The sequence below is a fragment of the Arthrobacter sp. P1_B3 genome, assembly GCF_056406615.1.
Map to the genome: position 1 here is coordinate 24,619 of NZ_JBFTZV010000020.1, position 17,391 is coordinate 42,009.

Annotated in this window: 15 protein-coding genes; 7 read left to right on the top strand and 8 right to left on the bottom strand. The window is 65.6% G+C overall.

The annotated features are described in order from the left end of the window. Positions 1-54 precede the first annotated feature (54 nt). The 4 genes from AC1D2F_RS18180 to AC1D2F_RS18195 all read right to left on the bottom strand — a co-directional run bounded on the left by AC1D2F_RS18180 (position 55) and on the right by AC1D2F_RS18195 (position 5,739). Positions 55-1,062, bottom strand: coding sequence for an ABC transporter ATP-binding protein (locus AC1D2F_RS18180; protein WP_364742931.1), 1,008 nt, complete (start codon positions 1,060-1,062; stop codon positions 55-57). Beyond that, positions 1,059-3,167, bottom strand: coding sequence for a dipeptide/oligopeptide/nickel ABC transporter permease/ATP-binding protein (locus tag AC1D2F_RS18185; RefSeq protein WP_476967336.1), 2,109 nt, complete (start codon positions 3,165-3,167; stop codon positions 1,059-1,061). The genes AC1D2F_RS18180 and AC1D2F_RS18185 overlap by 4 nt, the downstream gene beginning before the upstream one ends. After that, positions 3,164-4,117 carry an ABC transporter permease gene (locus AC1D2F_RS18190; protein WP_476967337.1) on the bottom strand — a complete coding sequence of 318 codons (954 nt, stop codon included), beginning with the start codon at positions 4,115-4,117 and terminating at the stop codon, positions 3,164-3,166. Before AC1D2F_RS18190 ends, AC1D2F_RS18185 begins: the two co-directional genes overlap by 4 nt. A 68-nt stretch (positions 4,118-4,185) precedes the next feature. Next, positions 4,186-5,739 (bottom strand): ABC transporter substrate-binding protein, encoded by a 1,554-nt coding sequence (locus AC1D2F_RS18195; protein ID WP_476967338.1) that lies wholly within the window; start codon positions 5,737-5,739, stop codon positions 4,186-4,188. Between the two features lie 373 nt (positions 5,740-6,112). Here AC1D2F_RS18195 and AC1D2F_RS18200 point away from each other — a divergent pair, with 373 nt between their 5' ends. From AC1D2F_RS18200 to AC1D2F_RS18210, 3 genes are all read left to right on the top strand, one after another. Next, positions 6,113-7,366 carry a glycoside hydrolase family 1 protein gene (locus AC1D2F_RS18200; protein ID WP_364742922.1) on the top strand — a complete coding sequence of 418 codons (1,254 nt, stop codon included), beginning with the start codon at positions 6,113-6,115 and terminating at the stop codon, positions 7,364-7,366. Between the two features lie 124 nt (positions 7,367-7,490). Next, positions 7,491-8,345, top strand: coding sequence for an IclR family transcriptional regulator (locus AC1D2F_RS18205; protein ID WP_364742919.1), 855 nt, complete (start codon positions 7,491-7,493; stop codon positions 8,343-8,345). A 79-nt stretch (positions 8,346-8,424) separates the two neighbouring features. After that, on the top strand, positions 8,425-8,721 hold the full coding sequence (locus AC1D2F_RS18210) for a hypothetical protein (RefSeq protein ID WP_364742916.1): 297 nt from the start codon (positions 8,425-8,427) through the stop codon (positions 8,719-8,721). A gap of 78 nt (positions 8,722-8,799) precedes the next feature. Here AC1D2F_RS18210 and AC1D2F_RS18215 read toward each other — a convergent pair whose 3' ends face one another. The 3 genes from AC1D2F_RS18215 to AC1D2F_RS18225 all read right to left on the bottom strand — a co-directional run bounded on the left by AC1D2F_RS18215 (position 8,800) and on the right by AC1D2F_RS18225 (position 12,574). Further along, entirely contained in the window at positions 8,800-9,252 is a 453-nt protein-coding gene (locus tag AC1D2F_RS18215; RefSeq protein WP_364742913.1) for a universal stress protein, read from the bottom strand. A 182-nt stretch (positions 9,253-9,434) separates the two neighbouring features. Next, positions 9,435-9,851 carry a hypothetical protein gene (locus AC1D2F_RS18220; protein WP_229995814.1) on the bottom strand — a complete coding sequence of 139 codons (417 nt, stop codon included), beginning with the start codon at positions 9,849-9,851 and terminating at the stop codon, positions 9,435-9,437. Between the two features lie 155 nt (positions 9,852-10,006). Next, positions 10,007-12,574 (bottom strand): helix-turn-helix transcriptional regulator, encoded by a 2,568-nt coding sequence (locus AC1D2F_RS18225; protein WP_476967339.1) that lies wholly within the window; start codon positions 12,572-12,574, stop codon positions 10,007-10,009. Positions 12,575-12,801: 227 nt separating this feature from the next. On the opposite strand from AC1D2F_RS18225, the gene AC1D2F_RS18230 reads away from it, so the two are divergent. Both AC1D2F_RS18230 and AC1D2F_RS18235 read left to right on the top strand, forming a co-directional pair. Beyond that, positions 12,802-13,362, top strand: a complete 561-nt coding sequence (locus AC1D2F_RS18230) for a potassium channel family protein (RefSeq protein WP_229995812.1) — start codon at positions 12,802-12,804, stop codon at positions 13,360-13,362. A gap of 310 nt (positions 13,363-13,672) precedes the next feature. After that, positions 13,673-15,226: a hypothetical protein gene (locus tag AC1D2F_RS18235; RefSeq protein WP_476967340.1), complete on the top strand. Its 1,554-nt coding sequence runs from the start codon at positions 13,673-13,675 to the stop codon at positions 15,224-15,226. A 110-nt stretch (positions 15,227-15,336) separates the two neighbouring features. Here AC1D2F_RS18235 and AC1D2F_RS18240 read toward each other — a convergent pair whose 3' ends face one another. Further along, positions 15,337-16,167 (bottom strand): class II glutamine amidotransferase, encoded by an 831-nt coding sequence (locus tag AC1D2F_RS18240; protein WP_364742903.1) that lies wholly within the window; start codon positions 16,165-16,167, stop codon positions 15,337-15,339. A 282-nt stretch (positions 16,168-16,449) separates the two neighbouring features. Here AC1D2F_RS18240 and AC1D2F_RS18245 point away from each other — a divergent pair, with 282 nt between their 5' ends. Both AC1D2F_RS18245 and AC1D2F_RS18250 read left to right on the top strand, forming a co-directional pair. Continuing rightward, entirely contained in the window at positions 16,450-16,893 is a 444-nt protein-coding gene (locus AC1D2F_RS18245) for a hypothetical protein (RefSeq protein ID WP_229995556.1), read from the top strand. A 90-nt stretch (positions 16,894-16,983) separates the two neighbouring features. After that, the gene (locus AC1D2F_RS18250; protein WP_229995557.1) at positions 16,984-17,370 is read left to right on the top strand and encodes an SHOCT domain-containing protein; all 387 of its coding nucleotides are present in this window, start codon (positions 16,984-16,986) and stop codon (positions 17,368-17,370) included. The last annotated feature ends 21 nt before the right edge of the window (positions 17,371-17,391 follow it).

Below are 17,391 nucleotides of genomic sequence, written 5' to 3' on the forward strand. Positions count from 1 at the left end.
TGACGTTGTGCTGATCTGGCTTAGGCGGATCTCAAGTGGGGCTGGACGCGGGCATCAGGCGTAGTGGCAGGCGACGTCGGACGCGCCCACCCGGCGGAGGGCCGGACGCTCGGCGGTGCAAAGCTCCGTGGCGAGCGGGCACCGCTGGCTGAAGGGACAGCCCCCCGGCGACGCCGCCACCGCAGTGGCCGTGCGGACGCCAAGGGATTCGCGCAGTATCCTCCGCTCGGCCTGTTCCGCGGGCCTCGGCACGGGCGAGGCCGCCACGAGAGCCTGGGTGAACGGGTGCTTGGGCGACTCCGTGACCGCTTCCGAGGGCCCGCTTTCCATCACTTGGCCCCGGTAGAGCACCACAACGCGCTGCGCCAGGAACTGGACCACCGAGATGTCGTGGGCGATGAACAGGTAGCTCAGGCCGAGCTCGTCGCGGAGGTCGGCCAGGAGGTTGAGCACCTGGGCCTGGGTGGAGAGATCCAGGGCGCTGACGGCCTCATCGCAGACCATGAGCCTCGGTTCGCAGATMAGGGCACGGGCAACTGCGATCCGCTGCCGCTGGCCGCCGGAGAACTGGCTGGGATAGCGGTCCACGGCCTCGCGGGGCAGCCCCACGCGTTCGAGCATGGCTTCTGCTTTCCCGCGCGCCACTGCGGCGGTGACTCCGCGGATCCGCAGCGGCTCGGCCAGCGAAGCACCGATGCTCTGGCGTGGGTTCAGCGAGGAGTTGGGGTCCTGGAAGACCGCCCGCAGTTCACCGCCGAGGGCGCGGCGCTCTGCAGCATCGGCGTGGGTGATGTCCTTGCCCTGATAGCTGATCGTGCCGCCGGCGCTCGCCTGGAGGCCAAGGATTGCCTTGCCGATGGTGGATTTTCCGGAGCCGGATTCCCCCACCAGGCCTACGGTCTCGCCGGGACGGATGGAGAAGCTGACGCCGTCCACCGCTGCCGGGGACGCTGCAGCGTTCCGGCCGCGGCCGTACCGGACCAGCAGGTCTTTGACCTCCAGTATGGGCTGCTCCGGCGCAACTGGCGCCGTGTCCTGCCGTTCTGCCGTCTCGATGCTCATGCCAGGTCCTTTTCGACGATTTTCAGTACTCGGTGAGTGGGCACTTCGGTGGCAACCCATGCCAGGCCCTCCACCGCCAGTTCGTCCGCCTTGACGCAGCGGACCAGTCCGTCCTCGGAGCCGGAGGACAGCAGCGGCACCGGGGCGGCGCACGCGGAGCCGGCGAACTGGCAGCGCGCCATGAAGCGGCAGCCGGTGGGCCAGTCCTTTGGCTGCGGAACCTGGCCGCTGATGGTGGCGAGCCGTTCAGGCATGTCCGCCGCGGTGTTGGCGTGCGGGTCGGCGGCCAGTAGCGCCAGGGTGTAAGGGTGGCGGGGGTTGTCGAGAATATTGGCGGTCCGTCCGCTTTCCACCACCTGGCCGGCGTACATCACGGCGACGTTGTCGCAGATGTCCGCCACGACGCCCAGGTCGTGCGTCACCATCACCACGGACATCCCGGTGTCCTTCACCAGGGAGCGCAGCAGCGAAAGGATTTCGGCCTGCACGGTGACGTCCAGCGCTGTGGTGGGTTCATCGGCCACCAGCAGCCGGGGCCGGCCGGACAGTGCGAGGGCGATGGCAACGCGCTGGGCCATGCCGCCGCTGATCTGGTGCGGGTAGGTCTTGAGAATGCGGTTGGCGTCCACGATGCCCACTTTTTCGAGCAGGCCGAGGGCTTGGGCCCGTGCCTCGGCTCTGCCGACCTTCCGCAGCCGGCGGATGGCCGCGGTGAGCTGGTAGCCCACGGTGAACATGGGGTCTAGGGCCCGCATGGGTTCCTGTGAGATCAGGGCGATGTCCCGGCCGCGGATATTTTCCAGGTCGTGCTCCGTGGCGGCGGCGAGGTTCTTGCCGTTCCACAGGATCTGTCCGCCGGTGGCGGCCACCCCGGCCGGCAGCAGTCCCAGCAGGGACAGCGCCGTCATGGTCTTGCCGCAGCCGGACTCCCCCACCAGGCCCAGCACGGTTCCCTGCCCGACATCGAACGAGACGTCCGTGACCAGCGGAGTTCCGCCGTCGACCCCTACAGAGAGTCCGCGGACGCTCAGTTGGCCTTTCGCCGGGATGGCTCCCGTGTCGGCTGCCGCACCAGCGGCGCCCGCAGCGGCACCCGCCTCGGCTACCGTACGCGCACGCCGGCGGCGCGCCGCTGCCGACGGCAGGTGCGAGACGTAAGCGTTCGGCGCCTTTCCCAGGGCGTTGCCAATGGCGTTCGCGGCAAGGACGGTCAGGGCAAGCACTGCACCGGTGGGAACCATCAGCCACGGGGCGTCGTAGACGTGCTGGGAGGCGCCCTGGATCATGCCGCCCCAGCTGGGTTGTGGGATGGGCGGGCCGAAGCCGATGAACGCCAGGCCGGCCTGAATGAGCATGCCGACGGCGAAGATGAGGGCGGACTGGACCACGACGGTGTTGGTCAGTCCGGGCAGGACGTGGCGGAGGCTGATCCCCAGGGCGCTGACGCCGTCCACCTTGGCGGCGTCCACGTACAGCTGTGACTGGAGCGACTTGGCCTGGCCCAGCATGACGCGGTAGATGCCGGCGGAGATGAGGACGCCCAGGATGGCCATGATCAGCGGGATGTTGGTTCCCACGGCCCCGATGACCGCCAGGATGATGACGGTGCCGGGCAGGGACATCATGACCTCGGTGGCACGGCTGATCGCTCCTTCCGTCCGGTCTCCGCCGGCTGCCACCATCGCCAGGGCGGTTCCAAGCCCGACGCCGACAATCACCGTGATCAGTGAGGTTCCCAGGGTGCCGGCGGCGGCAGCGAAGATCCGGCTGAGGAGGTCCCGGCCGAGTTCGTCGGTGCCGAGCCAGTGCGCGGCGGTGGGACCGGACAGGACAGCGGTGAAGTCCTGGTCCTCCGTTTTGTAGGGTAGCCACCATTGGGCTGTCAGCGAGGCAACCACTATGGCGGCCAGCCATACGACGCCGGCCGCACCTCCGGGAGAGGCGAAGAGCCGGTTCGCGGAAAGTTTGCCAAAGGCGGCCCGCGGACCAAACTTGGGCCGGCCGACTTTGGGCGCTCCGGACGTGGGCTGGACGGCCGGGGCTGCGGCGCTGTCGGCAGGGGCTGGGGCGCTGTCGGCAGGGGCTGGGGCGACGTTCGGGATCATGAGGCACGCAACTTCGGGTCGAGGAACTTGGTGGCGAGTTCCAGCACCAGGTTCACTGTCACCACCACGACGGTGGCGATGACCACCACGCCTTGGACGGCGGGGGCGTCGTGGGTGCTGACGGAGGTCTGGACGGCCTGGCCCAGGCCCGGCATGGCGAACAGCTGCTCCGCGATGACGGAACCGCCGAACAGTCCGATGAACTGCAGTGCGATGCCGGCAACGATGGGGAGGCTGGCGTAGCGCAGGGCGTGGATGTAGAGGATCTTCCAGGTGGGGGTGGCTGTGGCGCGGAGCGTGCGGATGTGTTCCTGCTGCAGCGCCTCGAGCATGGAGGCCCGGGTCTGGCGGGCAATGAACGCCGCGCCGCCTACGGCCAGCGTGATCACGGGCAAGGCCAGGGACAGGCCCCAGTCCTGCGGCGAGACCTCGAAGGGGACGTAACCAGTGGCGGGAAAGACCGAGGACTGGACGGCGAACAGGTACACGAAGATGATGCCGATCCAGAAGGCAGGCAGCGCCACGGCCAGGCCGCAGATCCCGCCGACGATGCGGTCTGTGATGCCGCCCCGGACCGCCGCCGTCACGCCCAGGCCAATGCCGAGGACAGCGCTCAGCACTGTGGCGCCGGCGGCCAGCGACGCGGTCACGGGCAGCCTGTTGGCCAGATCCGCCGAGACGGATCGGCCGTCGATGAGGGACGTGCCCAGATTGCCTTGGACTGCGTCTGCGAACCAGCGGAAGAACTGGGCGAGGAGCGGGTCGTTCCAGCCGAGCCGCCGATTGACCTCGTCAATGGCCTCCTGGGAGGCGCCGGCACCCAGGGACACAGCGCCGGGGCTGCCGGGCATCGCGTGCACCAGCATGAATGCCAGTACCGCGACCACCAGCACGGTGGCCAGCGCCATCAGCAGACGCTTGGTGATGAATAGTGCCATGGTGACCTCCATCGGTCAGGACCTGCCGGACGGCTGCCCCCCTTGCAAAGGCGGGGTGGCCATCCGGCAGGGTTCAGTGATCAGCTAGCGGGTGCGTAGGACGAGAGCAGCGGGTACGCGTTCGAACCCGCGAACTTCACCTGCTGAACCTTCTTGGTGTTGTAGCCCTGGTTGGTGAGTGACTCGTAGAGCGGGATCATCCAGCCGGATTCCACCAAGCGGGTGTTGAGCTTGGTGAGGGCGGTCTTCTTGGCGGCGTCGTCCTTCGCGGCTGCGGCCTCGCCCGTGGCGGCCGTCAACTGCTCATCGGAAGCCTTCTGCACATTGGTGAACCCGTTCAGGACCACGCCGTACATCAGGCCCACCGGGTTGTCCCAGCCGAGCGCGGCGTAGCCGAGGGGTGTGGTTGCGACGGCCGCGAAGGCTTCATCGGTGGAGRAAGCCATCTTGATGTTCATTTTGATTCCGACGGCGGCCAGATCCTTCTGGACGGCCTGCAGGTCCGTCTGGGTTTCGGCGCTGCCAACAATGGTGAACTCGAAGCCGTTACCGTAGCCGGCCTCGGCCAGCAGGCTCTTGGACTTCTCCGGGTCGTAGGCAAATGTGGATTCCAGTTCCGCCGTGAACCCGGCGGAGTCTTTGGGTAGGGCGTTCCAGGCGGGAATGTCACCCTTGTGCAGTGCCTCTACCAGGGCCTTGCGGTTGATGGCGTACTGGAACGCCTGGCGGACCTTCTCGCTGGCAAAGGCGGGGGCGGTCTTCCCGGTCTTGTCGAAGGAAACCATGGTGTGCAGGGTTCCACCGATCTGGGACACGCCGAGGCCCTTGGACTTTGCGAAGTCCACCGTGGGTGAGGTGAGCATGGCGACGTCGGCCTGGCCGGAGACGAGAGCGTTGGCGCGCGCCTGGGGATCCTGGATGACGCTGAAGGTGATCTTGTTGTAGGCGTAGTCTGCGGCGTCGGCGTTCTTGGCGTTCTTCACCATGACGTACTTGTTGCCCTTAACCGTGGAGGGGTCGAGCGTGTAGGGGCCGGAGCCGTCCGGGGTTGCGGCGAGGCTGGCCGTGTCGGCAACACCGGTCTTGCCGACAACCATGCCCATGGTCGAGGCGAGGTTCTTTTCGAACCCTGGCTGCGGCTTGGCGAACTTGATGGCCACCTGCGTGGGACTGACAACACTCACCGACGTGATTTCCTGGGCTCCGCCCTGGGCGATTGCGGAGTAGGCGCTGAGTGCAGGGTCGCTGCGGCGGTCCAGGTTAGCCTTCACCAGTGCCGCATCCAGGGTAGCGCCGTCCGTGAAGGTGACGCCTTCCTTGAGGGTCAGCGTAAGGACCGTATTGTCCGCGCTGTAGCTGAACTCCTTGGCCAAGCCCGGTCCAACAGAACCGTCCGGCTGCAGGGTCATGAGGTTTTCGTAGAGGCCTTCAAAAAACTGCCGCTGCGCGTCGGCGACACGCAGCGGATCGAAGCCGAAGGAAGCGCTGTCGCTGTCGACGGCGATGGTCAGTGTGTCTTTGTTGGCGGCGGTTGCCGCCTGGGACCCGCCGCCACAGGCGGTGAGCGAGCTCATGAGAAGCGCCCCGGCCAGAACGGCCGCGCTCCGTCGTGCGGTGGAGTTCAGAAGTTTCATGTAGTGCGCCTTCGCATTCTTTCTCAGCAAACGGGGGTCAACATCCGGGGAGCCTGGCGGCCTGTATGCCGATCGTCCATGACCAGCTTCCGGGCCGTTGCGCCGGAGCCCCTCTCGTCAGATGGGTCTCGGTGACCGGCTCACTCAAGGATCACGGCGACGCCTCAAACGGAAACACGAGAATGTCATTGATTGAAAAAGTATTGTGGTGGGGGTCACTCCGGACGGGTCCCGGGTGGACGCGCAATGTCCGCGTCAACAGCGATGAGCCTTTCAACCAATGAAAACGGCCACCCCGCCCCTGACATTGACCACGGAGGATGGACAGTCAGCCCACGCACAGTCGCTTGGCGCTCAGATCGAAAGGAACCAGATGACCGACTCTTTTGCCTTCCCGCACGATTTCCTGTGGGGCGTCGCCACGGCAGCCCACCAGGTCGAGGGAAACAACGTCAACAGTGACTGCTGGTTCCTTGAGAGGCTCCCCGGAACGATCTTCGCCGAACCGTCCGGAGACGCCGTCGACCACTACCACCGATACCGCGAGGACATCGCCCTGATCGCCGGCCTGGGGTTCACCAGCTACCGCTTCTCGCTGGAGTGGGCACGCATCGAGCCCGAAGAGGGCTGTTTCTCAGTGGCGGAACTCAATCATTACCGCCGCGTGCTCGAGACCTGCCATGAACACGGGCTCACCCCGGTAGTCACTTTCCATCACTTCACTTCACCCAGATGGCTCCTGGCGGCCGGCGGCTGGGAGGACCCGCAGACCCCCGAACGGTTCGCCCGCTACTGCGACCGGGCCATGCGGCACCTCGGCGACCTCATCGGCGTCGCCTGCACACTCAACGAGCCGAACCTCCCCTGGCTGCTCAAGGAGCTCGGTCTCGGCGGCGAGGCCCCCGAACGCAGGGCAGAGGTGCCGCTGTGGGCGGCCGCAGCAGACCGGCTCGGGATCGACGCGAGCCGCGTGGCGCCCTTCCAGTTCACGGTCTCCGAGGCCGGCTTCGACATCAAGCTCGCTGCACACCGCGAGGGCCGGGCCGCCATCAAAGCGATCCGGCCGGAGCTCCCGGTCGGGTGGACCCTGGCCAACACCGACATCCAGGCAGCCGAAGGCGGCCAGGACCGGGCGGACAGGATCCGTCGCGAGGTCAACGAACGCTTCCTCGTGGCGTCCCGCGACGACGACTTCGTGGGGATCCAGACGTACGGCCGGACGGTGTTCGGCCCGGACGGAGTGGCACCGGTCCCCGAAGGTGCCGAGACGAACCAGATGGGCGAGGAAATTTACCCTGAGGCCCTCGAAGCGACCATCCGGGAGGCAGCCAGGATCGCCGGCATCCCTGTCATCATCACGGAGAACGGCCTGGCCACCGACGACGACGCCCAGCGGCTGGCGTACCTCCGCACGGCGGTAGCCGGCGTGGCGTCCTGCCTGGCCGACGGCATCGACGTCCGCGGCTACATCGCCTGGACAGCCTTCGACAACTTCGAGTGGATCTTTGGCTACGGTCCGAAGTTCGGCCTCATCGCGGTGGACCGGGCCACGCAGGAACGGACCCCAAAGGCGAGTGCCAAGTTCCTCGGCAGCCTTGCCGGGACGAGGGTGACTGAGTCCGTTTGAACCGGCGCCGGCCAGTTGACGCCCCACCCAAGAGCGCCGCAGCCATGGGGCATTAGCTAGGAGTTTCATTGGGCGAAACACTATTGTGGTGGGGGTCACTGGCGACGAACTAGGAACGGTTGAAATGACAGCAGTCCCGCAAAGGGATCCGGACAGCGCCGGGCCCACACCCCCCGCACCTGCACGCGGCAAGCGGCCAAAGCAGGGCGAACCCGTCATCGACCGTGCCTTGAGCCTTCTGGCTGTGTTCACGGACCGGCGTCGCGCCCTGACGCTCTCCGAAATGGCCAGGTACGCGGACATGCCAGCGCCGACGGCGCTCCGGCTGATCGCCCGGCTGGTGGCCTGGGGTGCGTTGGAAAGGCTCGACGACGGTCGATACGTCGTCGGAGTACGGCTGTGGGAAGTCGCGTCACTGTCGCCTCGGGGCCATGGCGTGAGGGAAATCGCGCTGCCCTATCTTGAGGACCTTTTCGAAGTAACACGCCATCACGTCCTCCTGGCTGTGCTCGACAAGGACGAGGCCGTGCTGATTGAACGGCTGTCGTCCAAGCAGGCTACCGAGGTGGCGTACCGGGTGGGCGGCCGGGCACCGCTCCGGTCCACCGCCGTCGGCCTGGTGTTGCTGGCCGGTGCGGACACTGCATTCCAGGAAGCCGTCATCAAGCAACCCGCTGATGAGGAGGCCGGCGTGGACGCCATGCCGGAGGGGCAGCTCAGACGCACGCTGTCCGACGTGCGCCGCACTGGCGTCGCCATGATCAGAAGGTCAGCGCCCTCCCGGACCGTCTCCGTGGCCTCCCCCATTTTCGATGCCCAGGGCGCCGTCGCCGCAGCACTTTCCATCGTGGTTCCCGACGGCGCGACTCCCCCGAACGTGCTGGCGCCGGCAGTCCAGGCCACAGCCAGGGCGGTCTCCCGAAATCTCGGGTTCAACGCCGAGGCCAGCGCCGGAGTGCGGCACCAGGCGCAGGCGTAAGGCAAAAGCACTTGACGTGAACGGTGGCGGAGTCTAGGACTGGCTTTGTCCAGTCCCAACCACCAGCCTAGGAGTTGTTATGGAGACCACGCCCTACGGAATCGTGCACTTTTTCCGGGGAGGCACCAAGGAGCAGTACGAGGCGTCGCTTGCGGCGGTCCATCCAGGCGAGGGGCGCCTGCCGGAGGGTCAGATCTTCCATGCCGCCGGGGCTTCCGAGGGCGGTTGGACCATCATGGCCGTCCATGACTCGAAGGAGAGCTGGGAGAAATTCCGGGACACGATCCTCATGCCCCGGATGCAAGATGGAATTGAGGGCGGCTTCACCGCTCAGCCCGAAGAGACGGTCATCGACCTCTACAAGGTACTGCCCTGAAGCCGGGTAAGTCGCACCGACTTATTCCAATTTCTCGCCGATAAGCCGCTGGACGTCCGCGGCCTGTCGGCGGGAGACTCAGGAAGGTATCGGACGGACCACCAGGACAGGGCACGGCGAGTGGCCGGTCACCTGGGCGGAAACCGATCCGATGTGCAGGCCCGCGAAGCCGCCGTGGCCGCGCGAGCCGACCACCACCAGATTGGCTTCCCGTGCGGCGTCAAGAATTGCCGACGCCGCCGAGTCGCTGTGGACGGTCCGCGTCACCACCTTTAAACCCTCCGCAGCCCTCGCCGCCTCCGCGCCGAGGGCTGCGGCTTGCTGCTCCGGAGACGCTTCCGCCACGACTTCCCCCGCGGCGGTTTCCAGCAGCGTGGGGTACCACGACATCGGTGCCTTGCTCCAAACAGTCACTATTCGCAGCTCGGCATCGCGATACCGGGCCTCGTCGACGGCCCATTCGAGGGCGCCACGCGACTGCTTGGAGCCGTCAAACCCGACCACAATCACAAAAGGATCCGAACTTGTCATGATTCCAGACTTTCATCGCCGCCAATGGGGTGCCTAGAGGCCTCTGGCCCCAGAGGACAACCTTGCTGTTGATCTGGTCAAACTCAACAGCGCTGATGGTGCCGGCGTCCAGGATAGCCTTGGCTACCTGCCATCTCAGTAGCCTCCGCCAATGGCGGCACTTCCTGGACCCTACCGGGTCGCTAGCACTTGAGCTGGCTCCTGAGGTCGCTGGCCGCGGCCTGAAGCTTCACCGTCTCGTCCCGCAACGAGTTCGCGGCCTGCGTCAGGGTCGCGTCATCGGGAACAGCCTTCACAGCCGACTCAAGATTCTGCTGGCCCGTCTTCACCGCATCCGCCCGGTCCTTCGCCACGTCCTGGGACTGTTTGACCATTTCCTCGTAGGTCTTCGCCACCTGGTCCCGGGCCGTCTTGACCTGCTCCACCGTGGCAGTGGGCTTCAAGGTGTCCTTGAAATTCGTCAGGGCAGCAGCATAGGCGCTGGCGGCGGCGCAGGCCTGCGACACATTTTCCTGCGGGGTGGGCGCGCAACCGGTCAGCAGCGCAACTGCCGCCCCAAGCGCAACCGGCCCCACAAAAACGCGATGTGCTTTCAACATTGGAGAATCCTTCCGAAAGGGACCGTCCCCCGGGAATCCGGAGCCCGGCAGCCCGGCAACCACTGACGGTTACAACCAGTGTCGATCCCTCACCCAACCCTGACCTCACCCGGTCCGGGTGAACTTCCCGGCTCCGGCCCCTCCCGGCCGCAGGTTCAAACGATGCCGCGCTTGGCGGCCGTCTTTAGAGCATCGCGCCGGCTACCGGCCCCGAGTTTTCGGTAGATGGACCGTTCGTGAGTCTTGACCGTGTTGACCGAAATGTACAGCGCGTCGGCAATTTCGGCCGCGGTCATGATGGAGCGCATATAGGCCAGGACTTCGCGTTCGCGCTCGGTCAGGCTCCAGTAGGACTGTGTCCGAAGCCGTGCGTCACCCTGGCTATCACGTGCCATGAGGGCTGCGATGAAGGATTCGTGGGCGGTGCCCCAGACAGCGTGCTGCACGAGCAATTCTGCGAGCTCTTCTCTCCGCTCCGCAAAGGGGCGGAGGACGGATCCTGGCTCCGCCCGGTGGACCGCATGTTCAATCCGTTCATGCGCCGTGGCAGTATCTCCGGTTCCGTGCGCCACAAGCGCCTCGGTCAGACTCGCGCAGGTGTCGACATACGAGTTGCCGCGACGATGCATCAGCGACTCCGTGCAGCGCTGGGCGGCCTTGATCTCCCCTCCCCGACGCAGCAGCTCCGCCAGCAGCGTATCCACCAGTGCCCCATGCCCGCCAGCGCCCAGCGGTTGCGCGATCGCCAGCGCGCCGTCCAGGTCACCCTGGGCTTCAGCGACCTTCGCCACGGCAATCGTGTGCAGGGCGTTCCATGACACCCTGTACAGCCCGCGTGCGTGGAAGGACTCCAGGACCGAGCTGGATTCGGCAAGCCGGGCCGGATCGCCAGTGGCACAATCAGTCAGAACCCGATATACGACACTCAGCGGCCCGGACGGGAACAGGTCACTGCCCAATCTCTGGGCCTTCGCAAGGTACGTTTGCGCAGCTGTCAGGTTGTCATTCCAGTAGCACGCAATTCCGCGTGCCAGCCAGGCCGGAGCCAGCCGCTCCTGCGAATTCCAGCCCAGCGCATCGCCCCGCTCCACCGCCCGCGTGGCATGCTCTGAAGCGTGCACCAGATCACCGGCTCCGGCAAACGCCAACGCTAGATCCGCTTGGGCGCAGATCTCAATCCCTTCCAGCTGCTCCCCGGTTCCGGTCCCGGCCGCCGCCTGGAGCAGGGCAGCCGCGAGTTCGCCAGTACGGTGCAGCCGAAATTCCGCTTGGGCAAGCAAGAACAGTCCTGTCGAACAGGCGGCGGAGTGGCCGTCTTCAGAAATGTCCCTGCTCGGCCGGCCGGCTTCAGCCGCTGCGGCGTGGAGGTCCGTGCGGCCCATGCCAGTCGTCGGTTCGAAGTGGGCCCGGCAACCCTCAAGCCGCCGGCGGCGAAGCGCATCCAGGACGAAGGTCCGCGATAGCGCCCGCTCGGTGAGCTCGGACGCCGCGGTGCTGTCGCCGGCAAGTTCACGGCAGACGGATCTGATCATCAATATCTCGGGGTCCTCGCTCCACGGCGTGGGCAGGTCCCGGCACAGCCGTTCGAGGGTCTGGGCGTCGTTGCCGACCACGAAGTCGAGCCAGTGCGCTCCCAGCGACATCACGGCTTGGCGTGGAGCGCGCCCTGGCAGCGCCTGGGCTGCGCATTCGACGACGTCGGTGTCCTGGTAGTACCGCGCTGCCACGCGGTGAAGACGCTCGGCAAGGAGCGGATCGCGCCGCTCAAGGATTCGCCGGCACTGCGCCGCGAAGAGGGAATGCCAGCGGTACATCGATTCGCCGCCGCGGTAATCGTGCTCCTCGATGAAGAGGCCGTTGCGCAGGCATTCCTCAAGCAGCACGCCGCCGTGGGGCCGGCCATAGAGTTCGACGGCGAGCCGGCGGCCAAGCCAGTCGCAAGTAGTTGCCCGCAAGATGAACTCCGCCAGCGACGGCTCGAGCTGATCAAGGATCTCTTCCGCGACGTAGTCGGCGAGCGGTACATGCTTGGCCGCGGTGCCCGGCGTCGTGACCGGCACGTTACCGGACTGCGCCAGCGAGACGATGCCCGCATGCACCGCGACCGGCCAGCCGGCAGTCATTCTCCAGAGGGATCCGGCGTCAAAGGCTGCGCCTTGTCCCAGCGAAAACGCAAACTTGGCGACTTCCTCCTGCGTGAAGGCAAGCTCGGGGGCCCGCAGCTCACCAAGGCCCTCGCCATACCGGAACCTTTCCAGCTGGATGGGAGTATGGCCCCGTCCCGAGAGGACCAGCCGCAACGACGGGGGCGCCGACGCGGCAAGCACCCCCACTATCCCGTTCGCCAGCCCCGGCCCGGCCAAATGGACGTCGTCGATCACCAGGACAATCGGCTCCGTGAGCTCCTCGAGGGCACGGAGCAAAAGGTCGTAGGAGGCAGCCCGGTCGTGGGCGAGGCCTTGGTCAAGGGACAGCAGGGCATCGCTGCCCGGAAGGGGCAACGTGCTGGCCGCACGCTGGATTGCCCCGACAACCCCGTGAAAAAGACGTGCCGGTTCAGTATCGAACCGATCGAGCGACAGCCAGGCGCACGGCAGATCGCAGTTGCGGACCCAATCGCCCAGGAACGTGGACTTGCCGTAGCCGGCCGGCGCTGCGACGAGCGTCAGTCGGTGCGAATCGGCGGACGCGGACAATGCGTTTTCCAGGCGCGGACGTTCCAACGCTCCAAGGCCGCGCAAAGGTGGCCGGATCTTGAACTGAGGACCAGGCAGCCATCCGACATTCGACATTTCTCCCACGTAGCACATGCTAGGCGGGCGAAAATGGGCACCAACAGGGCGCAAAGACCCCTTGTGCATCATTGTGTGGCGCGACCAAAACGGCCGGCCCTGGCCCCGAAAGCGGCACGGCACGAATTTCCTGAGCGGCGGTATCATCAGTCATGCCTATGAAGCACGGCAGCCAGACGGACCCGATTTTCCTTCACGAGCTCGACAAGGCCAGCCGAAGGCGGGTCATTATTTTCGCGGTAGTACGTCTGGCTGCATTTTCGGCAGTTGTCTTCTTCGTCTACTTCGCTGTCCCCGTAGGGGGATTCAACGGGGACAATCCTGCGGCCGCCTGGATCCGCCTGGCGGCCGTCGTCTTGGTCTTTTTCGCCGCCTTGTCCGTTCAATTGCGGTTTATACTCGTGGCGCATATCCCCAAGGTCCGGGCGGCCGAGGCTGTCTTCGAATGCCTGTTGATGTTTCTGTGTCTGTTCGCGCTGCTGTACACGTCTATGTCAATCACCTACCCTTCGTCATTTACTGAACAGCTGAGTAAAACAGACGCCCTGTACTTCACGACTTCCACGTTTGCCACCGTGGGGTTTGGCGACATTGCTCCGGTAAGCCAACTGGCAAGGGCAGTCGTATCAGTCCAAATGATTGCTGACCTGGGCGCTCTCCTGCTCATCGCAAAAGTCGCCTTTTTCGCGGCAGGGCGGCGTCTGGGGCAGCAACCCTGAACCGGCCGTCCTCATCACCCGAAAGGGATGACAGCGCGAGGACCGGCTGAAAATTGGCGCATATGAACGCGGATATGAAGCAGCGGACTTACGCACACCGTGGACATGCCGGGTTCCGGTGTGCCCATCAAGACTTCTTCGTGTGCGCCGCCCACGCGGTGACGGACGTTGCAGGTCATTCCATGGGGTGACAGATCACCCTGTGCGGGTGGGGCTGGACCGGCCCGCCGAGTGAACAATGAAACTAGGCGTGACTGCCCAGCCGCAGGACATCGGGCCGGGTCGACGAGTTGCTACCTAGGCGGAATCCATGTCTCTTCAAGATCAGCCCACGAGCCCCGGCGGCCCGGAACAGGAAGAAATACTGCGGCTTCGGGCGGAGGTTGCCCGTCTCCAGCAGGAACGGGACGCTGCCCGGAAGGCCCACCCGAGGCCAGCCGGTGGACACCCGGGGCTGGCTCGCCGGATAGTAGCCATCGTGCTGGTGGTACTGACGGCCGTGCTGGCCTTCGCCGCTGTGCCTGCCATGTATTTGCGCAGTGAAGTCCTCGACACCGATCGCTATGTGGCAACTGTGGCGCCCTTGGCGTCGGACCCTGCGATCCAGGCCGAGATCGCGGACAAGGTCACACAACAGATCACCGACTCCGTGGACCTCGAGACCATCACCCGGGATGCGCTCAACGAACTCAGCAAAACGGCGCCGCGCGTGGCCGCGGTGATCACCGGGCTGGCGCCGGTGATTGCGGAGCAGACCAAGAACCTCATTCATTCCACCGTATCCAAATTCGTAGCCACACCGCAGTTCCAGGATCTTTGGATCCAGGTGAACCGGGTGGCGCACCAGGGCCTGGTGAACCTCGCCACCGGGAACACGGGCGGCGCCGTAAGTATCGACCAAAGCGGCACGGTGACAATCTCTACCAAGGAGATCATTGCCCGGGTCAAGACCGCCCTCGTCCAGCAGGGGGTCGGCATCGCAGCCAGGATCCCGGACGTTGACGCGCAGATCCCCCTGTTCCAGTCGCCAGAACTGGTCCGGGCCACCAACGCCATCAGAGCGCTGGACCAGACCGCCCCAATATTGGCGTGGCTGACGGTGATCAGCGCCGTGGGCGCCGTAGCCGTGGCCCCGCGCGGCCGGAAACGGAGCACCACCAGCGGCGTCGGATTGGCCGTCGCCATATCCATGGCGTTGCTGGCGCTGGGACTTGTGATCGGGCGCAGCATTCTCCTGAACTCAATTCCGCCGGACGCCGTCTCGCCGGCGGCGGCTCAAAGCCTGGTTGAGACACTCGTGGTACCTCTGCGCACGAGCCTGCGCCTGGTCTTCGCGGTAGGACTCATCATTGCTTTGGCCGCATTCCTGAGCGGCCACTCGCGTCCTGCGGAGTATGTCCGGCATGGTTTGGCGACTGCGGGCGACTACATCACCGGCAAGGTCGGCGGCGGCCAGGCCAAACCATGGCAACTCTGGTTGGCCCGCTATCGGCGGATACTCGAGGCCACGGTCATCGGAATCGCTGCGCTTGTGCTGATCTTTTGGCAAGACCCGACGGCGGCCGTCGCCATCTGGACAGCGATCCTTGCCGTACTGGCTATTCTCCTGGTCGAACTGCTGTGCCGCCCGGCTGTAGTCGCCGAACCGGCTCCAGGCACCGAACCGGCTCCAGGCACCGAACCGGCTCCCGGCGCCGAGCCGACTCCCGGCACCGGAGCAGGCGGCGAGCCCGGAGCCGAGCCAGAGGGCGAGTCCGTCACAGCGCCCCCCACCGCGCCCGTTCCTCCTCCAGCGTCCACCATGGCGGGTGCTCCAGACGACACGAATCCCACGATCCCTATCCCCCGAGAGCCCGGGGCCTGAGGAGCCGCGCCAGCCAGGCAGAAGGGCAGCGCGAGTGCCCGGGCAGACTTCCGGTGCCCGGGCAGCGGCGCTTATAGCCGGCAGGCGGGGCTAAGGGGCGGCAGGCTTGGCTAAGGGGCGGTGGGCGAGAACGGGAACAGGTCCTCCCCGCCGCCGTGCACCACCACGCAGGTAGCCTCCGGCACTTCCCGCCACGCCCCGCGGAGATCCCCCAGGGGTTCGGAGACGACCAGGCGCGCGTCGTCCGAGAGCTCATGAAGCAACGGGTTGTCCGGGTACTGCGCGCGAAGGGTTGCGACGTCGGTGCTGTGGAACAGCGACCGGGACTGCCTTTCACTCGAGTAGCGGAACGCCCAGGTGGTGTCGCCGTCGGTAGTGGCCACGGTCATCTGGATCGGCTGCTCGATGCCGTGGCGCCGGCCGACGTCTTCAATCAGTCCAACCGCGGCCGCCACAGCCGTTCGCGGGTCCTGCTCCAGTCCGAAGGTCAGCGCGAGGAAGAAGAAGAGCTCTGAGTCCGTGGCTCCCTCGATCAGCGGAAAGAGCGTTGGATCAACGGCCATGACCAAGTCGCGCTTGACGGTCGCGAAATCCCTGATGAGTCCGTTGTGCATCCACAGCCACCGGCCGTGGCGGAATGGGTGGCAGTTGGTCTGTTGGACGGCCGAGCCGGTCGAGGCACGGATGTGCGCGAAGACGCGGCCGGCCGACGCCTGGGCGGACAGCTCGCGGAGGTTGCGGTCATGCCAGGCCGGCTCCGTGCTGTGGAACAGCCCGGGGTACGGCGCGATTCCATACCAGCCCACACCGAAGCCGTCCCCGTTAGTGGTTTCGACGCCCATTCGAGCATGTTTGCTCTGCATCACGAGCGAGTTGGTGGGTTTGTACAACAACTCCTCCAGTAGCACTGGCGAACCCGAATACGCTAGCCAACGGCACATGGCATCCTCCCTCTGTTCTGGACAGCAGTCCATCACAGGGGCGGAGCCCGCACATCATCACCCCGGGGTGATTCGGCCGGCGTGATGGCAGCAATGCGGTCTCAGACAACGCAAAGTCGGCTCCCGCGTCGTGTCTGCGCTGGTCAGCGGCACACCGGACAAGGAGCGCAGCGTCCAAGGATCACCCCCGGCGGGTGAGGCGCCTGCGTGGCCCCAAGCCAACACTGGTTGTACCTGCCAGTGATTGGCTGCCAGGCGAAAGCCTATGGAGAGGGGCCTCCAATGTCGAGACCACAACCAGTCCTCGCGCGAATGATGGCGCTTGGGGCAGCAATTGGGTTACTCGCCGGCTGCAGCACCACAAGCCCGAGCACCAGCCCCGCCACCAGCCAGACGCCAAGCGTTTCACCGGTTTGCGCTGCCGCCGATGCGTTCTCCGCATCGCTGACGAATTTCAAGGACACCCTCAGGCCTGGCGCCACGGTGGAGCAGATCCAGTCGGCACGTGACCAGGTCCGGAAAACCTATGACGATCTGGTCCAGTCAGCCGGTGACGCGGCCAAGGACCGGGTGGATGCCGTCAAGACTGCACAACAGAAGTTCACTGCCGCAGTCAACGCCGTTCCCGACACCGCGACACTGTCCCAGGCAGTCAACTCCCTGCGGGACGAAGCCGCAAACGTGCAGGCCGCCGTCAGCGACCTCTCAAATGATGTCAAGTGCTAGGTCGCCCGCCCGGAACCTGGACATGTGAACTCATCCCGCCCAGAGCCCCGTCCACAAACAAGGTTCGCCAAATGAAAGTAGGGAAGCCAAATGGATTTCTTCGAGAACTTTTGGGAAATTTTCTGGTGGCTGTTCATCTTCTATGCGTTCTTCGCCTTCCTATGGGCGTTGTTCATGGTCATCGGCGACCTCTTTCGTGACCACGAACTCAGCGGCTGGTGGAAGGCCGTCTGGATCCTCTTCCTGGTTTTTGTACCCCTCCTGTCCGTTCTGGTGTACATGATTGCGCGCGGCAAGGGGATGGCGGAGCGGTCAATGGCCCAGGCCCGCAAGAGCCAGGCTGAAACCGATGCGTATATTCGCCAGGTCGCCGCAGCGAGCCCGACTGAGGAGATCGCCAAAGCCAAGGCGCTCTTGGACGCAGGAACCATCACTGCCGAGGAATTCGAGCGGATCAAGAGCAAAGTAGTCGTCTGACTCAGATTGGGGTCCCTAATC